The 22,060-nt window shown below is 63.4% G+C and carries 17 protein-coding genes and 2 pseudogenes; 8 read left to right on the top strand and 11 right to left on the bottom strand.

Features of this window, described 5'->3' with window-relative positions; translation table 11 throughout:
* The 10 genes from ACYQ4Z_RS10115 to ACYQ4Z_RS10070 form a co-directional block, all read right to left on the bottom strand.
* Entirely contained in the window at positions 1–474 is a 474-nt protein-coding gene (locus tag ACYQ4Z_RS10115; RefSeq protein ID WP_119334209.1) for a F0F1 ATP synthase subunit B, read from the bottom strand.
* Positions 475–514: 40 nt separating this feature from the next.
* Positions 515–760 (bottom strand): F0F1 ATP synthase subunit C, encoded by a 246-nt coding sequence (gene atpE, locus ACYQ4Z_RS10110; protein ID WP_119334208.1) that lies wholly within the window; start codon positions 758–760, stop codon positions 515–517.
* Positions 761–822: 62 nt separating this feature from the next.
* Positions 823–1,674 carry a F0F1 ATP synthase subunit A gene (atpB, locus tag ACYQ4Z_RS10105; protein ID WP_459860941.1) on the bottom strand — a complete coding sequence of 284 codons (852 nt, stop codon included), beginning with the start codon at positions 1,672–1,674 and terminating at the stop codon, positions 823–825.
* Positions 1,640–2,023, bottom strand: coding sequence for an ATP synthase subunit I (locus ACYQ4Z_RS10100; protein ID WP_119334206.1), 384 nt, complete (start codon positions 2,021–2,023; stop codon positions 1,640–1,642). The genes atpB and ACYQ4Z_RS10100 overlap by 35 nt, the downstream gene beginning before the upstream one ends.
* A gap of 52 nt (positions 2,024–2,075) precedes the next feature.
* The gene (locus ACYQ4Z_RS10095) at positions 2,076–2,972 is read right to left on the bottom strand and encodes a ParB/RepB/Spo0J family partition protein (RefSeq protein ID WP_219972932.1); all 897 of its coding nucleotides are present in this window, start codon (positions 2,970–2,972) and stop codon (positions 2,076–2,078) included.
* Complete coding sequence (locus ACYQ4Z_RS10090; protein WP_219972978.1) at positions 2,969–3,772, bottom strand: ParA family protein; 804 nt, start codon at positions 3,770–3,772, stop codon at positions 2,969–2,971. Before ACYQ4Z_RS10090 ends, ACYQ4Z_RS10095 begins: the two co-directional genes overlap by 4 nt.
* 2 nt (positions 3,773–3,774) lie before the next feature.
* The gene (gene rsmG / locus ACYQ4Z_RS10085; RefSeq protein WP_119334203.1) at positions 3,775–4,425 is read right to left on the bottom strand and encodes a 16S rRNA (guanine(527)-N(7))-methyltransferase RsmG; all 651 of its coding nucleotides are present in this window, start codon (positions 4,423–4,425) and stop codon (positions 3,775–3,777) included.
* On the bottom strand, positions 4,422–6,338 hold the full coding sequence (gene mnmG / locus ACYQ4Z_RS10080) for a tRNA uridine-5-carboxymethylaminomethyl(34) synthesis enzyme MnmG (protein ID WP_219972930.1): 1,917 nt from the start codon (positions 6,336–6,338) through the stop codon (positions 4,422–4,424). Before mnmG ends, rsmG begins: the two co-directional genes overlap by 4 nt.
* Before the next feature lie 39 nt (positions 6,339–6,377).
* Positions 6,378–7,238, bottom strand: a complete 861-nt coding sequence (nfo, locus tag ACYQ4Z_RS10075) for a deoxyribonuclease IV (protein WP_459860938.1) — start codon at positions 7,236–7,238, stop codon at positions 6,378–6,380.
* Positions 7,239–7,261: 23 nt separating this feature from the next.
* Positions 7,262–7,537 carry a DUF1289 domain-containing protein gene (locus ACYQ4Z_RS10070; protein WP_219972927.1) on the bottom strand — a complete coding sequence of 92 codons (276 nt, stop codon included), beginning with the start codon at positions 7,535–7,537 and terminating at the stop codon, positions 7,262–7,264.
* An 83-nt stretch (positions 7,538–7,620) separates the two neighbouring features.
* On the opposite strand from ACYQ4Z_RS10070, the pseudogene ACYQ4Z_RS10065 reads away from it, so the two are divergent.
* The 8 genes and pseudogenes from ACYQ4Z_RS10065 to ACYQ4Z_RS10030 form a co-directional block, all read left to right on the top strand.
* A pseudogene (locus tag ACYQ4Z_RS10065) lies at positions 7,621–7,854 on the top strand (sodium:solute symporter family transporter); the annotation flags it as partial.
* Between the two features lie 50 nt (positions 7,855–7,904).
* Entirely contained in the window at positions 7,905–12,296 is a 4,392-nt protein-coding gene (locus ACYQ4Z_RS10060; RefSeq protein WP_459860936.1) for an NAD-glutamate dehydrogenase, read from the top strand.
* On the top strand, positions 12,293–15,664 hold the full coding sequence (locus ACYQ4Z_RS10055; protein ID WP_459860935.1) for an MHYT domain-containing protein: 3,372 nt from the start codon (positions 12,293–12,295) through the stop codon (positions 15,662–15,664). Before ACYQ4Z_RS10060 ends, ACYQ4Z_RS10055 begins: the two co-directional genes overlap by 4 nt.
* Positions 15,615–16,644 (top strand): annotated as a pseudogene (locus tag ACYQ4Z_RS10050) (response regulator). Before ACYQ4Z_RS10055 ends, ACYQ4Z_RS10050 begins: the two are co-directional and overlap by 50 nt.
* Before the next feature lie 2 nt (positions 16,645–16,646).
* Complete coding sequence (locus tag ACYQ4Z_RS10045) at positions 16,647–17,456, top strand: EAL domain-containing protein (protein ID WP_459860933.1); 810 nt, start codon at positions 16,647–16,649, stop codon at positions 17,454–17,456.
* 105 nt (positions 17,457–17,561) lie between these two features.
* Entirely contained in the window at positions 17,562–18,248 is a 687-nt protein-coding gene (locus tag ACYQ4Z_RS10040) for a 5-oxoprolinase subunit B family protein (RefSeq protein ID WP_219972919.1), read from the top strand.
* A complete protein-coding gene (locus tag ACYQ4Z_RS10035; protein ID WP_459860932.1) occupies positions 18,245–19,372 on the top strand; it encodes a 5-oxoprolinase subunit C family protein in 1,128 nt (375 codons plus the stop codon). The genes ACYQ4Z_RS10040 and ACYQ4Z_RS10035 overlap by 4 nt, the downstream gene beginning before the upstream one ends.
* Positions 19,369–20,211, top strand: a complete 843-nt coding sequence (locus tag ACYQ4Z_RS10030; protein WP_219972916.1) for a LamB/YcsF family protein — start codon at positions 19,369–19,371, stop codon at positions 20,209–20,211. Before ACYQ4Z_RS10035 ends, ACYQ4Z_RS10030 begins: the two co-directional genes overlap by 4 nt.
* On the opposite strand, the gene ACYQ4Z_RS10025 is transcribed toward ACYQ4Z_RS10030, so the two are convergent.
* Positions 20,189–22,042, bottom strand: coding sequence for an autotransporter domain-containing protein (locus tag ACYQ4Z_RS10025; protein WP_459860931.1), 1,854 nt, complete (start codon positions 22,040–22,042; stop codon positions 20,189–20,191). The two genes, ACYQ4Z_RS10030 and ACYQ4Z_RS10025, sit on opposite strands and share 23 nt — an antisense overlap.
* Positions 22,043–22,060 lie beyond the last annotated feature (18 nt).

Below are 22,060 nucleotides of genomic sequence, written 5' to 3'. Positions count from 1 at the left end.
TTATTTGAGTTCCTCTTTCAATCGCTGGATCAATTCGGCGTGCGCTTTGGCGTCGATCTCGCGGCGCAGAATCTGCTCTGCGCCGACCAAGGCCAAGCGCGCGACCTCTTCACGGAGCTCTTCCAGAACGCGCTGCACCGACGCACGCGCCTCCTCTTCCGCCGCTTTCTGCGCACGGTTGATGATCTGAGCTGCTTCGACGCGCGCCTCTTCGATCAATTTGGCCGCCTGCTGCTCGGCGTTGGTGCGCATCGTCGCCGCTTCTTCGCGCGCTTTGCGCAACTCTTCCACTGCCCGCTTCTCGGCAAGCGCGAGGTCGGTTTTGGCCTTGTCTGCCGCCGCAAGCCCTTCAGCGATCTTCGCCGCACGCTCGTCAAGCGCCTTCATCAGGGGCGGCCAAACGAACTTCATCGTAAACCACCCCAAAATAAAGAAGACGACAAGCTGCGCGATCAGGGTTGCGTTCAAGTTCACAGTTTCACTCCTTCACGCCCACCCGGGACGCCGCGTACGTTTAGCCGACAAACGGGTTGGCCGTGGAGTACCAGAGCGCGATACCCGTACCGATAATGAACGCAGCGTCGATGAGACCAGCCAGAAGGAACATTTTGGTTTGCAGCGCATTCATCAATTCGGGCTGCCGCGCCGACGCCTCGAGGAAGCGGCTACCCATGATGCCGATGCCGATACAGGCGCCCAGAGCACCCAAACCGATGATGAGACCAGCAGCCAGAGCAACAAAGCCAACGATGCTTTCCATGATTACTCCTCAAAGTTGGATGACAAAACCTGTATATGATACCACACTTTCTTGGCGCTGCTTCAGTGCGACTCGTGCGCTTGTCCGATATAGATAAGCGTAAGCATCATGAAGATGAACGCCTGGAGCACGATGATCAGAATGTGGAAGATCGCCCAGATCGACCCTGCGATCACGTGCCCAATAAAGCCAAAGACCGTCGCGGTACCGCCGAGCAACGCGATAAGGATGAAGATGAGCTCGCCGGCATAGAGGTTGCCGAAAAGCCGCATCCCGTGCGATACGGTTTTGGCGATGTATTCGACGATCTGCATCGCGAAATTGACCAGATAGAGGAGCGGGTGATTACCAAACGGCGCCGTGAAAAGCTCATGCAGCCAACCGCCTACCCCTTTGATCTTGAGGTTGTAATAGAGCGTGATGAGGAGCACCGCAACCGACATCCCAAGCGTCGCGTTGAGATCGGCCGTGGGCACCACCCGCAAGTAGGCATGGTGCGGGTCGCCGCCTGCCGCCGCGTAAATCCCTTCCCAGATTCGCGGCAGAAGGTCGACGGGGATCAGGTCCATGAAGTTCATCCAGAAAATCCAGACGAAGACAGTAAGCGCAAGGGGCGCGGCGAATTTACGCGACTCCGGATCATGAACGACCCCCTTCGCCTGCTCATTGACCATCTCGACGAGCATTTCGACGAAGTTCTGAAACCGGCCGGGAACCCCACTCGTTGCGTGCCGCGCGGCCCGATAGAGGAGCCAAACAGTCAAAACCCCCAAGCTGATCGAGAAAAAGAGGGTGTCGAGGTGAAAGACAGAAAAGTCGACGAGCGACTCCTGCGGACGACCCAGAGTATTGAGATGGGTCAGGTGGTGGATCACATATTCAGAGGCTGTGGGTCCTTGCCCAGAAGCTGCCATGATTCCCCCTCATCGAAAAGACAAAACTCAACCATCCCGCTTTCGCCGTGAACGCGATACCGGCAAGCAACGCCAACCACACCGGCTCACCCAAAACCTTCACCGCAGCTATGAGCAGCACCACGGTGGCAACCACCTTGACCGCTTCACCCAATAGGAAAAAGCCCGCACTGGGCGCGAAGCGGGCATGGAGCGCCAACAACAGCGCAAACACGGTCCCCGGCACCGCAACGGCAACGCCACCGACGAGCGCCGAGAGCCCTGCCGCGACGCCGCCCATGAGCGTTGCTGCCACAGCAACAAAAAATGCTACGATCCAGTAGCTCGACACGATGGTGCGCAGGGTCATTCCGCCTCGTCCCAGCAAATCTTTTGTATTTTATAATTTTCGTCGCAAACGGTCAAACGTCGTGCATCGCCTCTTCCGCAAGCCCCAACCGTGCGAGCACCGCGTCGAGTTCGTCCCAGTCGGTGAAGCGAATCGTCAGCCGCCCGGGTCCTTTTCCTTTGCGTTCGATGGTGACGGGCGCGCCAATCCGCTCCGCGAGCCGCTCTTCCAGACGCAGCCAGTCGGCTGTCTTGCGCTCGGGCACACGCTTTTCCGCGGGCGGCGCCAACCGTTGCTGCACCGCGCGCTCCACCTGCCGAACCGACCAGCCCTTCGCGACGGCTTGATGGGCGAGCGCCACTTGATCTCCTGCAGAGAGCGGCAACAACGCACGGGCATGCCCCATTTCGAGGTCACCCGCAAGCACCAGTTCGCGCACCGGTTCGGCCAATTGCAGCAACCGCAGGAGGTTGGTGACTGCGGAGCGGCTGCGCCCGATCGCGTCGGCCACCTGCTGGTGGGTCATACCGAACTCTTCGATCAGCCGTTGCAACCCCTGCGCCTCTTCGATCGGGTTGAGATTTTCGCGTTGGATGTTTTCGATCAACGCGAGCGCCAGCGCCGCGTCGTCGGGTACGTCACGAATCAGACAGGGCAGATGGACGAGTCCGGCCATTTGTGCCGCGCGCCAGCGCCGTTCGCCCGCGATGATTTCGTAGCGCCCGACGCCGTTCGGGCGCACCACCACGGGTTGCATCACCCCTTGCACCCGGATCGACGCCGCCAACTCTTCGAGCGAACCAGGATCCATGCGGCTGCGCGGCTGGTAGCGCCCCGGTACGAGCTGATCGACGGGCAGCGCGACCACGCGCGCTTCGCCGTCCGCCGTAAGGCCTTGCGCCGGCTGACTGCTCATCGCACCCAAAAGCGCGTCCAGGCCGCGCCCCAACCCTTTCTTACTGCGACTCATGTTACCGATTCTCCAACCGTTGGCGACGATTCCGCCAGTCCCAAACGGGTGATGAGCTCTTCCGCGAACGCCAGGTAGGCTTTCGCGCCAGTCGAGCGCGGATCGTAACAGACACCGGGGAGTCCATGGCTTGGGGCTTCTGCCAGGCGGACGTTGCGCGGAATCACCGTTTGAAAGACTGTTTCGCCAAAGTGGCATGCCAACTCTTCGGACACTTGCTGTTGCAGCGTCACCCTCGGGTCGAACATCACCCGCAGCAGACCGATGATCTCGAGCTTGGGATTCAAGCCGCTGCGCACCCGTTTGATGGTATTGGCGAGATCCGAAAGCCCTTCGAGCGCGAAATATTCACACTGCATCGGAATGATCACACCGTGCGCTGCGCAGAGCGCGTTGAGGGTCAAGAGCGACAACGACGGCGGGCAATCGATGAGTACGAGGTCGTAGTGCGCCACCCACGGTGCGATCGCGTCGGCCAGGCGGTATTCGCGGCGGGGCAGTTCGACGAGCTCGACTTCGGCACCGGCGAGCTCTCGGTTCGCCCCCACGACGTCGTACCCTGCCTTTTCTGCGCGGACGCGGGCACGCGGTAATGTCGTCAGCCCCAAGAGCAGCGGATAGACCGACTCGGTGAGCGCCAGCTTGTCGATCCCGCTTCCCATCGTGGCGTTGCCCTGCGGATCGAGGTCGATCAAAAGCGCCCGCCGCCCTTGCTGCGCGAGCGCCGCAGCCAGATTGACTGCAGTCGTGGTCTTGCCAACGCCCCCTTTTTGATTGGTGACACAAAAGACATAGCCCATCGTCACGCCTCCTGCAAAACCACGACCGCTCGGCGGGCATCGAGAAACGGTACGGTGACCGGCGTCGTCGCCACCACACGGACCCCTTCGGGGAGCGCCGCGAGTTCTTCGCTCCATTCGGCACCCTTCATCGCGAACCAGCGTCCATTGGGCGCCAGGTGGCGGCGCGTGCACGTCACGAAGTCGGCGACCGCTGCAAACGCCCGTGAGGTGATCGCCGGGAATGGTACCGTCGACTGCCACGTTTCGACCCTTGCCGCCACCACCGTCAAACGCGGCATCGCCAGTTCGATCGCACATTGTTGCACGAACGCCGCCTTTTTGCGGACGGCATCGAGCGCAACCACTTCCACAAGTGGCGCGTCGAGCGCCTCAGCAGCCAAAGCCAACGGAACCGCAGGCAGCCCCGCGCCGGTGCCGACATCGAGCAACCGCGGCGCATTCGCGACGAACGGCCACAGCGTCAGCGCATCGAGGATGTGGTGGGTCACGATCGCTTCCGGCGCCGTGATCGCAGTCAGATTGTACGCACGTCGCCACTTCATGAGCAGCGCAACAAAGTGCCAAAGCCGATCGACCAATGTCGCTGGAGCGTCAGGAAGGAGGATCGCAACGCCGTCTGCGAGCAACGTTCGGGCTTGCGCGTCGTTCATCCGTTGGCCTCGTCACGGACTAAGCCGTTACGCCGCAACCACACCAGGAGGATCGAGATCGCTGCGGGCGTCACGCCGGGGATGCGGCTCGCCTGCCCGAGCGTTTCGGGCCGCTGCGCCGCGAGTTTTTGGCGTATTTCGGCCGAAAGCCCAGGAACCGAATCGTAGTCGAACCCTTCGGGGATGCGTACGGCTTCAGCGGCTTGGAGGCGCGCCACTTCGACCGCTTGCCGCTCCAGATATCCAGCGTACTTCGCTGCGATCTCCACCTGTTCGATCGCAGCTTCCGTCAGCGCGTCGTCGCGATGCGGAGTCTCCGTTTCGTTTACCGAGGGCAAGAGCGCAGCAAGCGCGGCATACCGGACGTTCGGACGCCGCAGCAGGTCGAACGCGGTCGCCTCCTTGGTGAGTGGCTCTCCCAGATGCTGCACGACACGCTCGGCGTCGCGCGAAGGCACGAACCACGTCGCCTTCAACCGCGCCACTTCCCGTTCGATCGCCTCCCGTTTGCGGCAAAAAGTTTCCCAGCGCACATCATCGACGAGCCCCAGTCGACGGCCGATTTCGGTGAGGCGCAGGTCGGCATTGTCCTCGCGCAGTTGCAACCGGAATTCGGCACGCGACGTAAACATCCGGTACGGCTCGGTGACCCCGCGGGTGATCAGATCATCCACGAGCACCGCCAGGTAAGCTTGGTCGCGGGTTAGCAGCAGCGGTTCCTGCTCGAGCGCGTAAGCGGCTGCATTCGCGCCCGCGTACAGCCCTTGTGCCGCCGCCTCTTCGTAACCCGTGGTGCCGTTGATCTGACCGGCGAAGAAGAGTCCGTGGAAGTGCTTGGTTTCGAGCGTCGCCTTGAGGTGCGTCGGGTTGTAAAAGTCGTATTCGATCGCGTACCCCGGGCGCAGGATATGGACGTTTTCCAGCCCGGGGATGGTGCGCAGGAACGCATACTGCACGTCGAACGGCAGCGACGTCGAAACCCCGTTGGGGTAGATCTCGTTCGTCTCCAGCCCCTCGGGTTCCAGGAAGACGTTGTGGCCGGTCTTGTCGGCGAAACGGTGAATCTTGTCTTCGATCGACGGGCAGTAGCGCGGACCGATCCCTTCAATCACCCCAGAATACATCGGCGAACGGTCGAGATTGGCGCGAATGATTTCGTGCGTGCGTTCGTTGGTCCGCGTGATCCAGCAGGGCAGTTGTTTGGGGTGCATCGCCCGGCTGCCCATAAAACTGAAGACCGGCTCTGGGTCGTCACCCGGTTGGACTTGACACTTGCTGAAATCGATCGTGCGCGCGTCGAGCCGCGCCGGGGTTCCCGTTTTCAATCGCCCTTTCGGCAGACCCAATTCGGCCAAACGCGCAGCCAGCGCGATCGCTGGCGGATCCCCCGCACGCCCCGCCGCGTAGTGCTGCAACCCGACGTGGATCAAGCCGTTCAAAAAAGTACCGGTGGTCAAAACTACGGCACGCGCGTCGAACCGGATCCCCAGTTGCGTCACGACCCCGGCAACCGCGTCGCCCGCCAGCACGACGTCGTCGACCGCTTGCTGGAACAGCCACAGATTGGGTTGGTTTTCGAGCCGCTTGCGAATCGCTTTCTTATAAAGCACCCGATCCGCTTGCGCCCGTGTGGCCCGGACCGCGGGCCCTTTGCTCGCGTTCAGCGTGCGGAACTGAATCCCGGCCTCGTCGGTGGCCAGCGCCATCGCGCCACCGAGTGCGTCGACCTCTTTGACGAGATGGCCTTTGCCGATACCACCGATCGACGGATTGCAGCTCATCTGCCCCAGTGTGTCGAGGTTGTGGGTAAGCAGCAACGTCTTCGCGCCGCGCCGCGCAGCCGCGAGCGCCGCCTCGGTTCCGGCATGGCCACCGCCGACGACGATGACGTCGAAGCGATCGGGAAAGTGCATGGTGTTTTCGCTAAGGCTTTCGAAAAACAGATTATTTTATCACGACAAGCCCGCAGACTCCTGAAGTCGGTAGAGCAGTCGAATCTCCTCGGGCCAGAGCGACTCGTCGATCGTCTCCAACACCATGGGGATGTCGTCGAAACGGGGGTCGTTCATGATGTAGCGAAAAACTTCGAGCCCCAGTTCGCCTTGTTCCAGCGCGTGGTGGCGGTCAACCCGGCTTCCGAGTTTGGCCTTCGAACCGTTCAAGTGCATCCCGCGCAGATAACGAAACCCCACGGTCCGATCGAATTCGGTGAAGACGACGTCGCACGCTTCCCAGGTACGCAAGTCGTACCCCGCTGCGAACATGTGACAGGTGTCGAGACAAACCCCGACCCGCGCTTTGTCCTGAACCCGATCGATGATCTGAGCAAGGTGCTCAAAGGAGTAGCCGACGTTACTCCCTTGTCCGGCGGTAATTTCGATCACGGCGACCACCTCCGGCACTGCGTCGAGCGCGAGATCGATCGACTCCGCCACCCGCGCCAAACATTCCGTCTCACTGATTTTGCCCAGGTGCGCCCCAGGGTGAAAATTGAGATAGCGCAGGCCCAGTTGTGCGCAACGCTGCATCTCATCGACGAACGCAGCACGCGATTTCGCCAACCCCTCGGGTTCGGGGTGGCCCAAATTGATGAGGTAACTATCGTGCGGCAAGACATGCTCGGGGCGAATCCCCACCCGTTCGAGGTTGGCACGAAACGCCGCGATACTGCGTTCGCTCAAAGGTTTGGCAACCCACTGGCGTTGATTTTTGGTAAAAAGGGCAAACGCGTTTGCCCCGATCGCTGCGGCGTTGAGCGGTGCATTTTCGACCCCCCCTGCCGCGCTCACGTGCGCACCGACATATTTCGCCATCACCGTTCTCGCTTTCCACTACCCTAGGAGACTGTCCGACCGCAACTGCGACAGACACCCGCGTCGTAATCGGGATCACAGAGACCCAGACACCCCGTCTCGGCATCCCCGCTCCACGATTCGGCGTTGTGCCGGTCACGCAAAGTCGCCAGCCGCTCCGGCAACTGCTGCCAGATACGGGCTTGTTCGCTGTTGCTCGCCGTCCCCCAACGCGCGATTTCATCGCGGGTACGCCCGCAGCCGACACACCACCCGGTGGTGTCGTCGATGCGGCAGACTTGGATACAGGGCGATTGCATCGATAGGTGCTCCCGTTCTCTACCGGATCCACAGACGACCCGAATTCCCAATCGAACCCGTTACACTACCAGAATAAGCGCGCTACGCATGGGCTGGCTTCGGTGCCGCGTTCGGACCGACGTTGATTTTGGCACTGCTCTGGCCTAAAATGAGTCGAGCCGGCGCATTTGCCGGGATCATCGTCGGCGGCGTCACGGTGGTCGTGTGGAAACAGCTCTCGGGCGGCATTTTCGACCTTTACGAAATCGTCCCGGGCTTTTTGTTCGCGCTGATCGCGATCGTCGCCGTGTCGAAATGGAAGCCGCAGAACGCCTGATGGGCGCAATGCGCCGATAATAACGCTGTAAACGAACCAGGAGGAGCCCCGTGGAGCCAGCCGTTATCGTCCCGTTGTTGGCGCAAGCGCTCGATCCCAACGACGCTGTCAGCGAAGCCCATTTGACCGAATGGGCGGAACACCTCGCGGTCACCGCCCAGCAACCGCCCGAGCCACACGGCTGGCGCTGGCGATGGCAACGGGTCTCGCTCCCGGACGGGGAAGGCGAAGCGCTCGCGATCGCACAGCCTGACCGGCCGCTCCTTTTCGCCACCGCCCTCATCGCGTTCGACCGCGCCGGAATTCGCCCGCGCTTTGCCTTCCATCCCGTGGTCACCGCAGCCGATGGCCAACCCGAATCGTGGATGCTCTTCATCTGCGAGCCGCTCCCGAAAGCGGCGCGCGCCACGCTCGAAGCGGCGCTCACGGAAGGGTTCCTGCAAGCGGTGGCGGCGAGTGACGACTGGCCATTGATGCGCGAGCGCGCCAACGTCACTGCGTCACTGTTGCCGCGCTGGTGCGGCACGCAATCCGATCCCACCTGGGTACGCGAATGCCAAGCGCTCCTGGAATGGGTCGCTTCGGGTCACTTCGTGCTCCTGGGGTGTCGCGACTATCAAGTGGAGCGCAATAGCGATTCCGTTCAACTGCGGCGCATTCCGGGCAGTGGTCTGGGGGTGTTGCGCGACAGCAGCGCCCGCTCGGAATACTCCGAATCGTTCGCGCGGCTGCCTGCGCCAGCGCGCGAACTCTTGCTGCACTATCCCGAACCGATGTTGATCACGCAGGGCAGTCAGCGCGCGATCGTCCACCGCTACGCTTACCCCAGCGAAATCCTGGTCTGGGAACGCGACGCCAGCGGAACCGCGGTGCGCGAACGGCGCTTCCTGGGGTTGTGGACCGCAACCGCGTACCGCTACCCCGTCGCGCAACTCCCGCTGCTGCGCCACAAAGCGGCAGCGGTACAACAGGCGGTCGGCGCGCGACCAGGCAGCCACCTGGAGCGTGCGCTTGCGCTGGTGCTCGACCTCTACCCACGCGACGAGGCGTTCCAAGTGGACGTCACCACCTGGAGCGCCCATGCCCAGGCGATCCTCCGCGCGCAGGAGCGGCGCCAGATTCGTCTGATCACGCGCCGCGACACCTTCGGTCGCTTCGTCTCGGTGCAACTGATCACGCCGCGCGACGGGTACGACACCGAAACCCGCCTGGCAATCCAAAACCACCTCGAAAAAGCGTTCGGCGCGCAAAACACCGACGCTGAAGTCATCTTCACCGATTCGGCAACGGCCCGCGTCTGGTTCCGCTTCTGGTTGCCCCAACCCACACTGGACCTCACCTGGAACGAAGCGCAGCTCGAGCGTACCGTTGCCGCGATTGCGTTGCCTTGGCGCGAGCGGCTCTGGCAAGCGCTGCACAACGCCGCGCCCAAACGGCTCAGCGAACGCGCTTGGACCCGTTTCCACGACGGTTTCGACGCCGTTGCCCAACGCCGTTGGCGTCCCGAGGTGATCGCGCCGGATCTCCTCGCGCTCGCGCAGCTCCCCGACGATTGCAACCTCTGGCTCACGCTCGAACCAGACCCCGCCCCCAGCGAAACCGAACCGCGTTGGCAATTGCGTCTGTGGCACCGCTTCGCCCCAGCGCTCCTCGCTGACCTCAGCCCCCTTCTGGAATCCCTCGGTGCGCGGCTTCTGGAAGAAAACGCCGATGAGATCCGAACCGACGCCGGTTCGTGGTGGCTACACGATCTACGACTCACTATCGCATGGGGGGATCCGCCCAAGCCCGAGGACATCGAACGCTTCATCGCTGCGTTCCACGCGCTCTGGGCGCGGCAAGCCGATTGCGACGGCTACAACCGGCTGGTGACCCTAGCCGGCTTGACCTGGCGCGAAGCGCTCTTGTGGCGCGCCTACGCCGCGTGGCTCAAGCAAAGCGCGCTACCGTTCACCCCCAACTACATTTTGGAAATGGTCTTACGCCATCCGGCGTTCGTTCGCGCATGGACCCAAGCGTTCCACGCCCGTTTCGACCCAAAACGAACGCACGACCACGCCGCGGCGTACCAAGAATGGCGCGAACGGCTCGCCGCGCTCATCGAGCAACTCCCCACCCTCGACGAAGAACGCATCGCCCGCGCGTTTCTCGCCACGCTCGACGCCACGGTTCGCACCAACTTCTACCGCGAAGACGAGGCCGGAACCCCACGTCCGTGGCTGGCACTCAAGATCGCGTCACAAACGATCGACTTCCTTCCCGACCCGAAACCGTGGCGCGAGACCTTCGTCTTCGCCCCCAACGTCGAAGGGGTCCATCTGCGCGGCGGTCCGGTCGCGCGCGGCGGGTTGCGCTGGTCGGACCGCAAAGACGACTACCGCACCGAAATTTTGGGGCTGATGAAGGCACAGCTCGTCAAGAACGCGCTGATCGTCCCCACGGGCGCCAAAGGGGGTTTCATCGTCCGTAACGCTGCCCCCACCCACGATCGCGCTGCGTGGCAAGCCGCCGGGCTCGATGCCTACCGCACCTACCTGCGCGGCCTCCTCGATCTTGCCGACAACCGCGTCGAAGGAACAATCGTCCCGCCGTCCCAGGTGGTTCGCCACGACGACGACGACCCGTACCTGGTCGTTGCCGCCGACAAAGGAACCGCCACCTTTTCCGACACTGCGAACGCCATCGCCTCCGAATATGGCTTCTGGCTCGGTGACGCGTTCGCCTCCGGTGGCTCGGTGGGTTACGACCACAAAAAACTCGGCATCACGGCACGCGGCACCTGGGTTGCGATCGAACGCCATCTGCGCGAACTGGGAATCGACATCGCCACCCAGCCGATCACCGTCGTCGGAATCGGCGACATGTCCGGCGACGTCTTCGGCAACGGGATGCTCGCGCACCGCACCCTCAAACTCATCGCCGCGTTCGACCACCGCCACATCTTCATCGATCCCGATCCCGACCCCGTAATCAGCTACCGGGAGCGGGAACGGCTCTTTCGCCTCCCCAGTTCCAGTTGGGACGACTACCGCCGCGACTGTCTCTCCGAAGGGGGCGGGATCTGGCCGCGGACGGCGAAGCGCATCCCGCTCTCACCGCAAGCGCGCGCCGCGTTGGGACTTCCGGAAACGGTAACGGCGCTTACCCCACCCGAACTGATCCAAACGATCTTGCGCGCTCCGGTCGACCTGCTCTACAACGGCGGAATCGGCACCTACGTCAAAGCCAGTACGGAGAGCCACGCGGAGGCAGGGGACCGCGCGAACGACGCCGTGCGCGTCGACGCCAACACATTGCGCTGCCGCATCGTCGGCGAAGGCGGAAACCTGGGCTTTACCCAACGGGCGCGGGTCGAATACGCGCTCCTAGGGGGGCGCATCGAAACCGACGCGATCCACAACTCGGGCGGCGTCGACTGCTCCGACCACGAAGTGAACCTCAAGATCGCGCTCGGGCTCGGCGTAGAACACGGAAAAATCGCCGCCGAAACACGCGACGCCCGCTTCATGGGTATGGCCGACGCCGTGGTCCAAGCGGTGCTACACGACAACTTCACCCAAACCGAAGCGATCGCGCTCGATGCGTTGCGCGGTGGGCACGGTTGGCCGGCGTGGCGCCAATTCATCTCGCGGCTGGTCGCTGAAAAACTGCTCGACCGTCGCCTGGAACGGATCCCGAGCGACGTCGAAATGGCCGAGCGCGAAGAGAACGGCGTGGGGCTCACTCGTCCGGAGCTCGCGGTGCTCCTTGCGTACGCCAAACTCGAAGTGAAAGCGGCGCTACTTGCGAGCGCCTGTCTCGACGACCCGCTCCTGGCCCGTGACTACCCGCGCTACTTCCCTTCCGAACTGGCTGACGACTTGGGCGAAACGCTTCATGAACACCCCTTACGGCGGGAGATCGTCGCAACGCTTTGGACCAATCGACTCATCGACCGTCTGGGCATCACCACCGTCGACGAACTGGCGCAAGAAACCGGCGCCGCGATACCCGAAATCGCGCGCGCTTTCACACTCGTTTGGCACCTCTTCGCCCTTGAAGTACGGCTGGCCGAAATCGACGCGCTGGCAGGCGCAATACCCGAAGCGACACGGTACGAGGCGCTCACCTGGCTACGGAACCACTGCCGCCAAGCGGTAACCGGGTTCCTATCCGAACCCACTTGGCAGCAACAAACCGGCGATGCGCTGCTCCCGACACTCGAAGCGGCCGCAAACACGCTGCGCTCGCTTTGGCGCGAAGCCACCCAGCCCAACTTGGCGCAGATTCGGGTCGAGGCGATCGAACGCTGGCAACGCGCGGGTCTTTCCGAAGCGCTCGCCACCGAGTTGGCGTGGCTCCCCACCGCGTCGGCACTCTTCACACTCGCCGCGCTGGCACAGGAGACGGGGCAACCGCTCGCAGCCGTCGCTGCGGTCTATTGGGCGCTTCAGGGGAAATGAACGCATCGGAACTCTTCGCGCTTTTCTTTGCCTGGCCGGAGCAGGGGCTCCCTCTTGCGCCCGTCCGGTACCAACCCCTGCTCGTCAGCCTTTCGGTCACGATCGCAGTCCTAGCTGGCATTGGAGCGCTGCAACTCCTTTCGCTCGCGCGCCATCCGGAGCGCTTTGGCGCACGCCTCAGCCACGCCGCATTTCTTTTCGCCGTGCCGATGCTGTGCTTCGGCGTATGGAGCATGCACTTCATCGGGATGCTGGCTGCAGACGTCTGCCAACCCGTCACCTACGCGTTCGGGCCGACTGCGCTTTCGGTCGTTCCCAGTCTGTTTGCCGCCTGGGTGGGTTTGCGCCTGCTGCGCCACCGTAGCGTCACGACACGCGACCTCCTCGTGGCCGGGGTGCTGGTCGGCGCCGGTATCGGCGCGATGCACTACACCGGGATGGCCGGAATGATCACGTTGGGCGAAATCCGCTACCACCCCGTGTGGTTTCTGCTCTCGATCGTCGTTGCCGTTGCGTTTTCGTGCCTCGCTTTCTTTTTGCACTTCCATCGTGGGTGGTTGCGATTCCATCGCCTGCCGCGCGTCGTGGTTTCGGGCACAGTGATTGGATTGGCGATCAGCGCAATGCACTACACGGCGATGGCAGGCACCCTCTTCATTGGGCAACCGGTTGCCGATTGGCAACCCGGGCAAGGCTTCAATTGGCCACTGGCGCTCGCGATCGTGGTCGTATTGCTCGTCGTGTTCGGTTTCTTTGGTGGTCTCTTCGCGATCTTCGGATGGCGCGCCACCGCCCAGCGCGCAGCGCTCTTTCACCAACTGTTTGACCACCTCCCATTTGCCATCGTCCGTTTTCGAATCCATCGTGGTCAGATCACCCGCATTTGGGCATCGCGCGCGTTGGAAACGCTCACGGGGCTTTCGCCTGCACGCTATTTGGCGGGCAAAGGGTCTCTGCTCGATTTTCTACCGCCGCAATCGCGTAGCGAAATTTTGGCGCGCTTCTCCGCGGCGCTCTCTCGAGAAAAACCCGAAATCACCGATACCTTGACGCTCCATTTACCCGACGGCAGCGTCCGTCGGGTTTCCGTCCGCGTTTTGGTCACCCCGCTCGGTAGTGAAGGAGATGAAGTAGATCTGGTCCTCTCCGACCTCACGCCCATCGAAACCCAGGCAGAGACGCTAGCGCAACTCGTACGCGCGATCGATGGACTGCTCCTTCGCGCCCGCCTCTCCCTTGATGGGGTTTTTCTGGAAATCAATGCGCGCCTTGCCGAAACCCTTGGCTATTCCCCCGAGGCGCTCATCGGTCAAGCCCATACATCGCTATGGCCGGACGACTACCCTCAAGAAGCGCGCGACACCTTCTGGGCACGGTTGCGCCAAGGCGAAACGATCGAGGGCACCTTTCCCCGCAAAACGAAAGAGGGAAAAATTCGCCATCTGCACGGTTGGTACCAACCGATGCGCCGCCTCGACGGTACGATCGACCATGTTTTGAAGCTTGCTATCGACATCACCGCGCAGATCGAAACGCAACACGCACTCGAACAGGCAAAGCAGGAACTGGAGGTCGCGCTGGCCCGAGAGCGCCGCTTCTTCTCGGCGATTTCGCATGAAATTCGCACCCCGCTCAACGCGGTACTCGGTTTTGCCGAACTGATCCAACAAGACCACCCCGATGACACACGGCTGCAGGAACGCACCTCGGCCATCCTCGCTGCGGGGCGCACGCTGCTCACGCTCCTGAACGATCTCCTCGACCTGGCGAAACTCGAAGCGGGCGCATTTACGCTCCGTCCCACTCCCACACGCCTCGACCGCCTCCTGCACGAACTCACCAGCCACTACGCGCTGCTCGCGCGCCAGAAAGGGCTGCGCTTCACCTTGTCCTTACCGAGTGATCTGCCCCGCTGCTGGTCGGCAGACGGTGATCGGCTGCGGCAAATGCTCGGTAATTTGCTCAACAACGCCCTCAAATTCACCGAACAGAGGGAAATCGCGCTCGGTGCCGAGTGGGATGGCCAAACACTTGTGCTCTTCGTTCGCGACACCGGCCCAGGGATCCCACCCGCCAAGCAACAGGAGATCTTCACCCCGTTCGTGCAAGTGGAAGAGGTCACCACGCGCCGCCATGGCGGCACCGGACTGGGACTTGCGATCGTCCGCGATCTTGCGCGGGCGATGGGCGGAGACGTACAGGTCGCGAGCACCCCGGGAGCCGGCGCCACCTTTACCCTCACGCTCCCGCTCACTCCGCTACCCGAAACCGACTGTCCCGACGAAGCGCTACCCCACGCCATCGGCGACAGCGCAGCTGCTTTGCTTGCCGGCAAATCGATCCTTGCTGCCGACGACGTCGCCCTCAACCGGGAACTGCTCGCAGCGCTCCTTACGCGCCTGGGCGCCGCGGTCACCTGTGTGGCCAGCGGCAACGCCTTTTTCGCCCACTATACCGCCTGTCCCGACCGTTGGGTTGCTGGGCTGCTCGACCTACGAATGCCCGATGGCGACGGCATCACCACCGCGCGTGCCATCCGCCATTTCGAACGAGCGATGGGATTGGCGCCGCTGCCCCTCATCGCCCTCACGGGACAAGTGGCGCAAGAAGAGCGCGACGCCTGCCACGAAGCGGGTTTCGACGCCTTTTTGGCGAAACCGCTCCAACAACGGGAGCTGATCGCCGTTTTGCAACCCCTTGTGGAGATGCGCGACCGCCTCCGGGCCCACGAAACGACCTCCCCAGACAACACCATCGACGCACCAGAGGCCGCTTTTGGCTTGATCGACCCCGAACAGGGTCAAGCGCTGTGGCGCGACGCCTGGCTGACCAAAGCCCAAACATGGCTCGATACGGTACCGCAAGCGGTCGACGCGGTTCGCGACTGGTCCGCTGCCGAATGGCACCGAATTGCTGGCACGGCAGCCAATCTGGCCCTGCCCCGCCTAGCACACTTGGCACGAACGTTAGAACGCCACACCGCCGACAGCACAGCGCGCGAAGCTCCGCTCGAAACCTTTGTCGCCACGGTGCGCGCCACCGCCCATGCGCTTACGGCACTGATCGCCACCCAACACCCGGACGGGTTACATCGGCCAGAGCGTATTACCCAATGCGATCCCACGCCACTACCCGACGCGGACCGTCAAGCACTCCTTGCGATGATCCGGCGTGGCGAAATCACCGGCCCGGCGCTCGACGCAATCCGCGAAACGCATCCCCACCTGTGGCACAATCTCAACACAGCGCTCGACGCCTTCGATTTTGCCCAAGCAGAAATGCTCGTCCGCACTGCCCCAACACCAGGAGACCTGCCGGATGGAGACCCGCTTTCCCACAACCCCGCAACTGGAGCTCCTTCTCGTTGACGACGAAGTCACGAATCTCCAACTCCTGCGCCAGATTCTGGCCCCCCCACTATCGCCTCCGCTTTGCCCGAAACGGCACCGAAGCCCTGCAGCGCGTTGCCGAAAGCGTGCCCGATTTGGTCATCTTGGACGTGATGATGCCGGAGATGAACGGATTCGAAGTGGCGCGACGCATTCGCTCGAACCCAGAAACCCGGCATCTTCCTATCCTCTTTTGCACCGCGCTGGGCGACCCGATCCACGAAACGGAAGGGTTTACCGCAGGTGGCGTCGACTACCTCACCAAACCGATTTCGCCGCCGGTGTTGCTTGCGCGCGTCCGCACCCACCTCAGCCTGGTGGCCCGTGACGAGCTGGAACGCACGCGGCTCGCCATCATTCAGCGGTTAGGGCGCGCCGCCGAATACAAAGACAACGAAACGGGGCGCCACGTGATCCGCATGAGCCACTTCAGCCGTCTGATCGCCGAAGCGCTCGGCGCCCCGCGCGAATGGAGCGAACAACTGTTTGCCGCAGCGCCGATGCACGACATCGGCAAGATCGGGATTCCAGACCATATCCTCCTCAAGCCGGGCAAACTGGATGCCGACGAATGGCGTGTGATGCGTACCCATCCCGAAATCGGCGCCGCGATCATCGGTGAAGACCCATCGAGCCTGCTGCAAATGGCGCGTCGCATCGCGCTCGAACACCACGAAAAATGGGACGGCAGCGGTTATCCCTACGGAAAACAAGGCGAAACGATCAGCATCGAAGCGCGCATCGTTGCCGTGGCCGACGTCTTCGACGCCCTGACGAGCGCCCGCCCCTACAAACCGGCGTGGACGATCGACCGCGCAGTCGCCCTCCTGCGTGAGGAGAGCGGCCGCCACTTCTGGCCCGAAGCCGTGACGGCGTTTCTGGACAACCTAGACGCGGCACAGGAAATCCAAAACCAGTGGCGGGATGAGGTTGACGTCGAAAACCCCATGGAGGCGTAATGATGAGCACACCCTCTTTTCTCGAAACCTTTTTCGCCGACAGCGACGCGTCCATTCAGGGGTGCCTGCGTTGCCGTGGGGAAAACGCTCAGTTACATATCCCCTTGCGCATGGCGTTTCAGCCCATAGTAGACGCCGCGCACCGAACCCTCTTCGCCTACGAAGCGCTCGTTCGCGGCGCCAACGGCGAAGGGGCGGCAACGGTGCTCAGCCAAGTCACCGAGAGCAATCGCTACCACTTCGACCAGACCTGCCGAGTCCTGGCGATTGCAACGGCGAAGCGCCTGGGACTTACAGCCCGGCTTTCGATCAACTTTCTACCCAACGCGGTCTATGAACCGGCAAGCTGCATCTGCCTCACCCTTGCTGCCGCCGAGAAAGTGGGCTTCGATCCAACGCTGCTCATCTTCGAGCTCACAGAAGAGCAAAAAATCGAAAATCCCGACCACGTGCTGCGCATCATCACCGATTATCAGGCGCGTGGTTTTGCCACCGCGATCGACGACTTCGGCGCCGGTTACTCGGGACTCAACCTCTTGGCCGACTACCAACCCAACCTGATCAAGCTTGACATCGGCCTCGTTCGGGGCATCGACAAAAACCCAGTGCGCCAGGAGATCGTCGCCGGCATCTTCGATACCGCCCAACGCTTAGGAATCGCCACGATCGCAGAAGGGGTGGAGACCGCTGAGGAGTACCGCTGGCTGCGCAATCTGGGCATTACCCTTTTTCAAGGCTATCTCTTTGCCAAACCTGAGGTGGAAGCACTCCCGCAACCCAACTGGCAAGTGGTCGATGAAACCGGCGCATGACCTCCGCGCGTAGCGCACCGCCGAAATGCTCCGCACCCTATCCGGGCGTTACGATCAGGCTGCCCGCGCCGCGACCACCACCCCCCCTGCCCCCGACGAACAGCGATGACAGTAACCCCCCAACGCCTCAGCGAAACGCAATGGCGCATCCCGCTTGGCCAGATCGACCGGCACAGTGCGGCCCAGCTTGCCGATGCGCTCGTTACCGAACTGACCGCACGCGGTTACCCCGCAGCTGAGGCGGTGGTCGGGTTCGACGCAATCGCGCTCTGGGGCTGCCCGGACGAAGCGGTACTTTCGGCAGCACTTGCCGCCGTTGGCGCAAAAGCGCGCAGTGCGCGTCTTGCCGCCGCTGCCCCCGATTCAGATCCCTCGATGCCTTCACCCCATTCCCGTACCCATGAGCTCCCGCTCATCGTTACCCCCGAAACGGCGCCCGACCTCGCAACGGTCGCGGAAGCGCTGGGGCGCACCCCGGAATCGGTCCTCGACACGTTTCTCGCCTGTACGTTCACCGTTGCGGCCGTGGGATTTCTGCCCGGTTTCCCGTTCCTGGAAGGGTTACCCGAAACGCTTGTGCTGCCGCGGCGTGCCAATCCGCGCCTCAAAGTGCCCGCCGGGTCGGTCGCGATCGCGCAGCGCATGGCGTGCATCTACCCGTGGGAGAGTCCGGGCGGCTGGCACCTGATCGGTCGCACCCCGGTCACCCTCTTCGACCCGACGGCGATGCCTCCGGCCCGGCTTCGGCCCGGCGATCGTGTGCGCTTCGTGCTGCGAGAGGAATCGCGATGAGCACAGCCGCTGCGTTACGAATCCTAGACCCAGGGCGTTTTGCGACGATCCAAGACGACGGGCGGTTTCACGCCCGCCAGTGGGGTGTGCCGCGCGCTGGCATGCTCGACCCCTGGCTCTACCGTTTGGCGCTCGCTGCCCTTTTCCATGCGAGCGGCCGCCCTTTGGCCGCGCTGACCCCGCCGCCACCGCTCGGCCCGCCGCTGACCTTCCCCCTCATCGAGCACCACTTCGGTGGCTTTGCCTTCACCGCCGAAGGAGCGCCCTTCCCCGTCGTCGTCGCGGGCAACGTCCGCTTACGCATCGAAGACACGCAGCTGACGGTGCACGGAGTGCTCAGTTGGGTACTCGCCCCCGGTGAGACCGTTATCGTAGAACGGATCGGCGAAGGCCGAATCGCCGTCGTCGGCGCGGGGACGCTGGCCATCCCCGAATGCCTGGGCAGCACGAGCACGGAGCTGCGTGCCCGTTTTGGCGGTTGGCAGGGGCGACCGCTTGCCGCGGGTGATCGGATCCCCGTGACGCCACCCACCCAACCGCCGTGCGCTGCGTTCCTGCCCCTTCCTTGGCCATTGGCCAGTACCGAACCGATCCGTAGCCTACCCGGCGCCCAATGGTCCGCGTTCGCTGACGACGCGCGCGCCGCTTGGGTCAGCGCTCTGTGGCAGGTGACACCCGCAAGCGACCGCATGGGCGCACGTCTCGAAGGCCCCATGCTGGTCGCGACGCCACCAGAGATCCGTTCTGAACCGCTCTGGCCCGGCGCGGTGCAGGTGCCGCCTGCTGGCCAGCCGATCGTTCTCCTCAACGACGCCCAGACGATGGGCGGCTACCCCAAGATCGCGCAGGTGATCGAAGCCGACCGCTGGCGCCTGGCCCATCTCCAACCGGGGGAAGGAATTCGCTTTGCCTGGCTTACCGACCCCGACAACGCCTGGCATGCGTTCTCCGCGCGCTGGCGCCGCTTCCAGCAGCACGCGCTGGCCCGCGCCCGTTCCGCAGCGAGTGCCACACCAGACCTCGCAGCGCTCATCGGCGCGGGGGGCGAACCCGATCCGCAACGACTTTGGCACGAAAACCTGGTGAGCGGCGTCTGGGACGCCACATGGGAGGATTTCGTATGACCCTTACCCTCAATCTCAACGCTGATTTGGGCGAATCGTACGGCGCCTGGTCGATGGGCAATGACGCTGCGATGCTCGCGCTCGTGCAAAGTGCGAGTCTTGCCTGCGGTTTTCACGGGGGAGACCCCGTCACGGCACGCAAGACCCTGGCATTGGCGCGCGCCGCACAGGTGAGTGTCGGCGCCCACCCAAGCTACCCGGACCTTCTCGGCTTTGGCCGCCGTGAGATGGCGATTCCGCCTGAAGAGCTCGAAGCGCTTCTCCTTTACCAAATCGGCGCGTTGGCCACGCTCGCGGCCAGTGAAGGGGTGACGCTGACCCACGTCAAACCCCACGGTGCGCTTTACAACCGCGCCTGGCGCGATCCCGTCACCGCGCGCGCAATCGTCCGCGCCGTGCAAACCGCAAGCCAGGCACTTGCGGGTAGCGGCCACGGCATCCCCTGGCAGAACACCCGCGCCTTGATCCTGCTCGCGCCTCCGCACTCAGCGCTTGCCGCTGCGGGTCACGACGCTGCGCTTCCCGTCGCACACGAAATCTTCGCCGACCGCGCCTACACGGCCGACGGCACACTGGTGCCCCGCAGCGAACCGGGTGCGGTGCTTCATGACCCCGACGCGGTGCTTCGTCACGTCCAAACGATGCTCGAAGCCGGCGGCGTCGTCACCGCCACGGGGGAAGTCCTCCCGGCGCCGATCCACGCGATCTGCGTGCACGGCGACACCCCGGAAGCGGTAGCGATCGCGCAAGCGCTGGCCGCGACGTTACAGGAGCAGGGCGTCGCGCTTGCGCCACTCCCTGCGATGCCCGATTTTGTCAGAACGCCTTTTGCCAGTTGAGCGAAAGGCCCGCGGCGCGCTGGTCGTTCTGCCCCGCGGTGGCAAAGAGCCCCAGCCGAAGCTGCTGCTGCGACGCCAGGTTCCACTGCACGCCAAGGTCAGCGGTCACCTGCGCGCCGTTGTCGCTTCCCACCTCGGTCGGGAACGCCCCAGCCCAACCCACCGCGCCATGGGTCACAGTACGGCGGCTATCCTGGAACGCCTTTTCGAGCGCCAACCGACCCTGCCACACCAGGTTGGGCGCGCTGTGCATCCGCCATTGATAGCCGATCTGACCGACCCCTTGATCGAAATCCTGCGCCGCGAAGCGCAGCGCCGTCGCGGAACCGCTCGTCTCGCTGTAACCCCCCAGATGGACCCAGCGCCAGCCCAGTGCCGCGAACGGTCCATGCAATCGTGCCGATTCGCCGAACCATTGCCCGACCTCGAAACGGACTTGACGTACGCTTCCGCTGGTCGAGCCGCGCTCGGTGCGGTGCAGCGTCCGCAGCGTCATCTCCCGTTCGAGGTCATAGGAAATTCCGGTCATCCCTGCGGTGAGGGTGGCATAGCGCGCGCCCCACCGTTTGCCCAGATACGCCGCAAGGGAGGCGCCGTTGCCATCGGCGTTGCCAAAAGCGGTCACTTTGAGGGAATCGTGAACGAACCCGACGGTGACGCCACCCCACCAGCCGTCGCCCCATTCGCCGTCGAAACCGACGTCGACACGAGTCGGTGTCGCACGCCGCTTCGCTTGCGTCGCGGTGGCGTCGGTGGTGATGCGTTCACCCGAAACGGTCGCCCACCAACCCTGCGCCCCTGCTGCGAAACCGGACAATGTCCGCGTCGCGACCAGCCGCCATTGGGCGTTTGCCGCCGACGCCACATGGTCGGCCACGGCAGCGACGAAGTAGGGCGCCGTGAGCGCCTGCGTGACGAAATCGGCGATCAGTTCGTGTCCCCCGCTCGTCGGATGAACCCCATCGGCGAAGAGATAGGTCGTGGACGCGTCGGGTGCGACCAGCGTCGCACTGGAACAGACGAGCGACGTAGTCGTCACGCACGCCACCCCCGTATTGCCTACGGTGAAGCCAAATGCCGCCGGGTTTGCCACCACCTCTTTGAAGAGCCCATCGGCGTCAAGAAGCAGGACGCCTTGTTCACCCAATGCGCTCACGGTGCTATTGAGCGTCAGGTTATAGAGCGTCGTCAAGCCGCTCAACCCAGCACGCGCAGCCGACGGCTGCGACAGACCGAACGGCGTAGCCCCAATATCCGGCACGGTGAGCACTACCTGCCGCGTTGCACCCGCCTGCCGCAATACCGCGGTAAGCGCTCCCATCTGCTGCGCCGCGCTCTGGATCTCTGTCTGCATCACGGCCGGCGCATTGCCGCTGTAGCCGGTTTGCCAGAAGATGTCGTTCGCGCCGCCCCAAAGGAAATAGGTCGTTTTCGGGTTTGCGGTGCCGCCATTGGCCGTCAGGTACTCCTGGATTTGAGTCGCCAACGGTTTGGCGTCTTCCGTGGGCGGCGTGGGTTGCACCCCGGGCAGCTGCGTCACCCGCGCCCCACCCTGTGCCCAGATGTCGCCACCGTACGGGTTCGGTACGAATGCGCCACTTCCGGCCCACAATTGTGCGGGGCCGACCGTACCGCCCAAGCCCTGCACGATGCGTTCGCTCCAGACCGGCCCCGGATTGGTCGTGAAGCGGCCAACCCCCGGAATCAGCGCGTACGTGCCCGCATCACTCAGGCTGTCCCCGAAAACCACCGCCTGGGCATGGACACCACCCGAAAAGATCGCGAGCGCCGACGCCACCGCGATCCCGATTTGCCGTTTCCTATTTTTCATCGTCGTCTCCTCACACCC

Source organism: Hydrogenophilus hirschii (assembly GCF_054656675.1).
The sequence above is the reverse complement of the archived record's forward strand: the minus strand, read 5'-3'. Positions and strand labels throughout refer to the sequence as shown.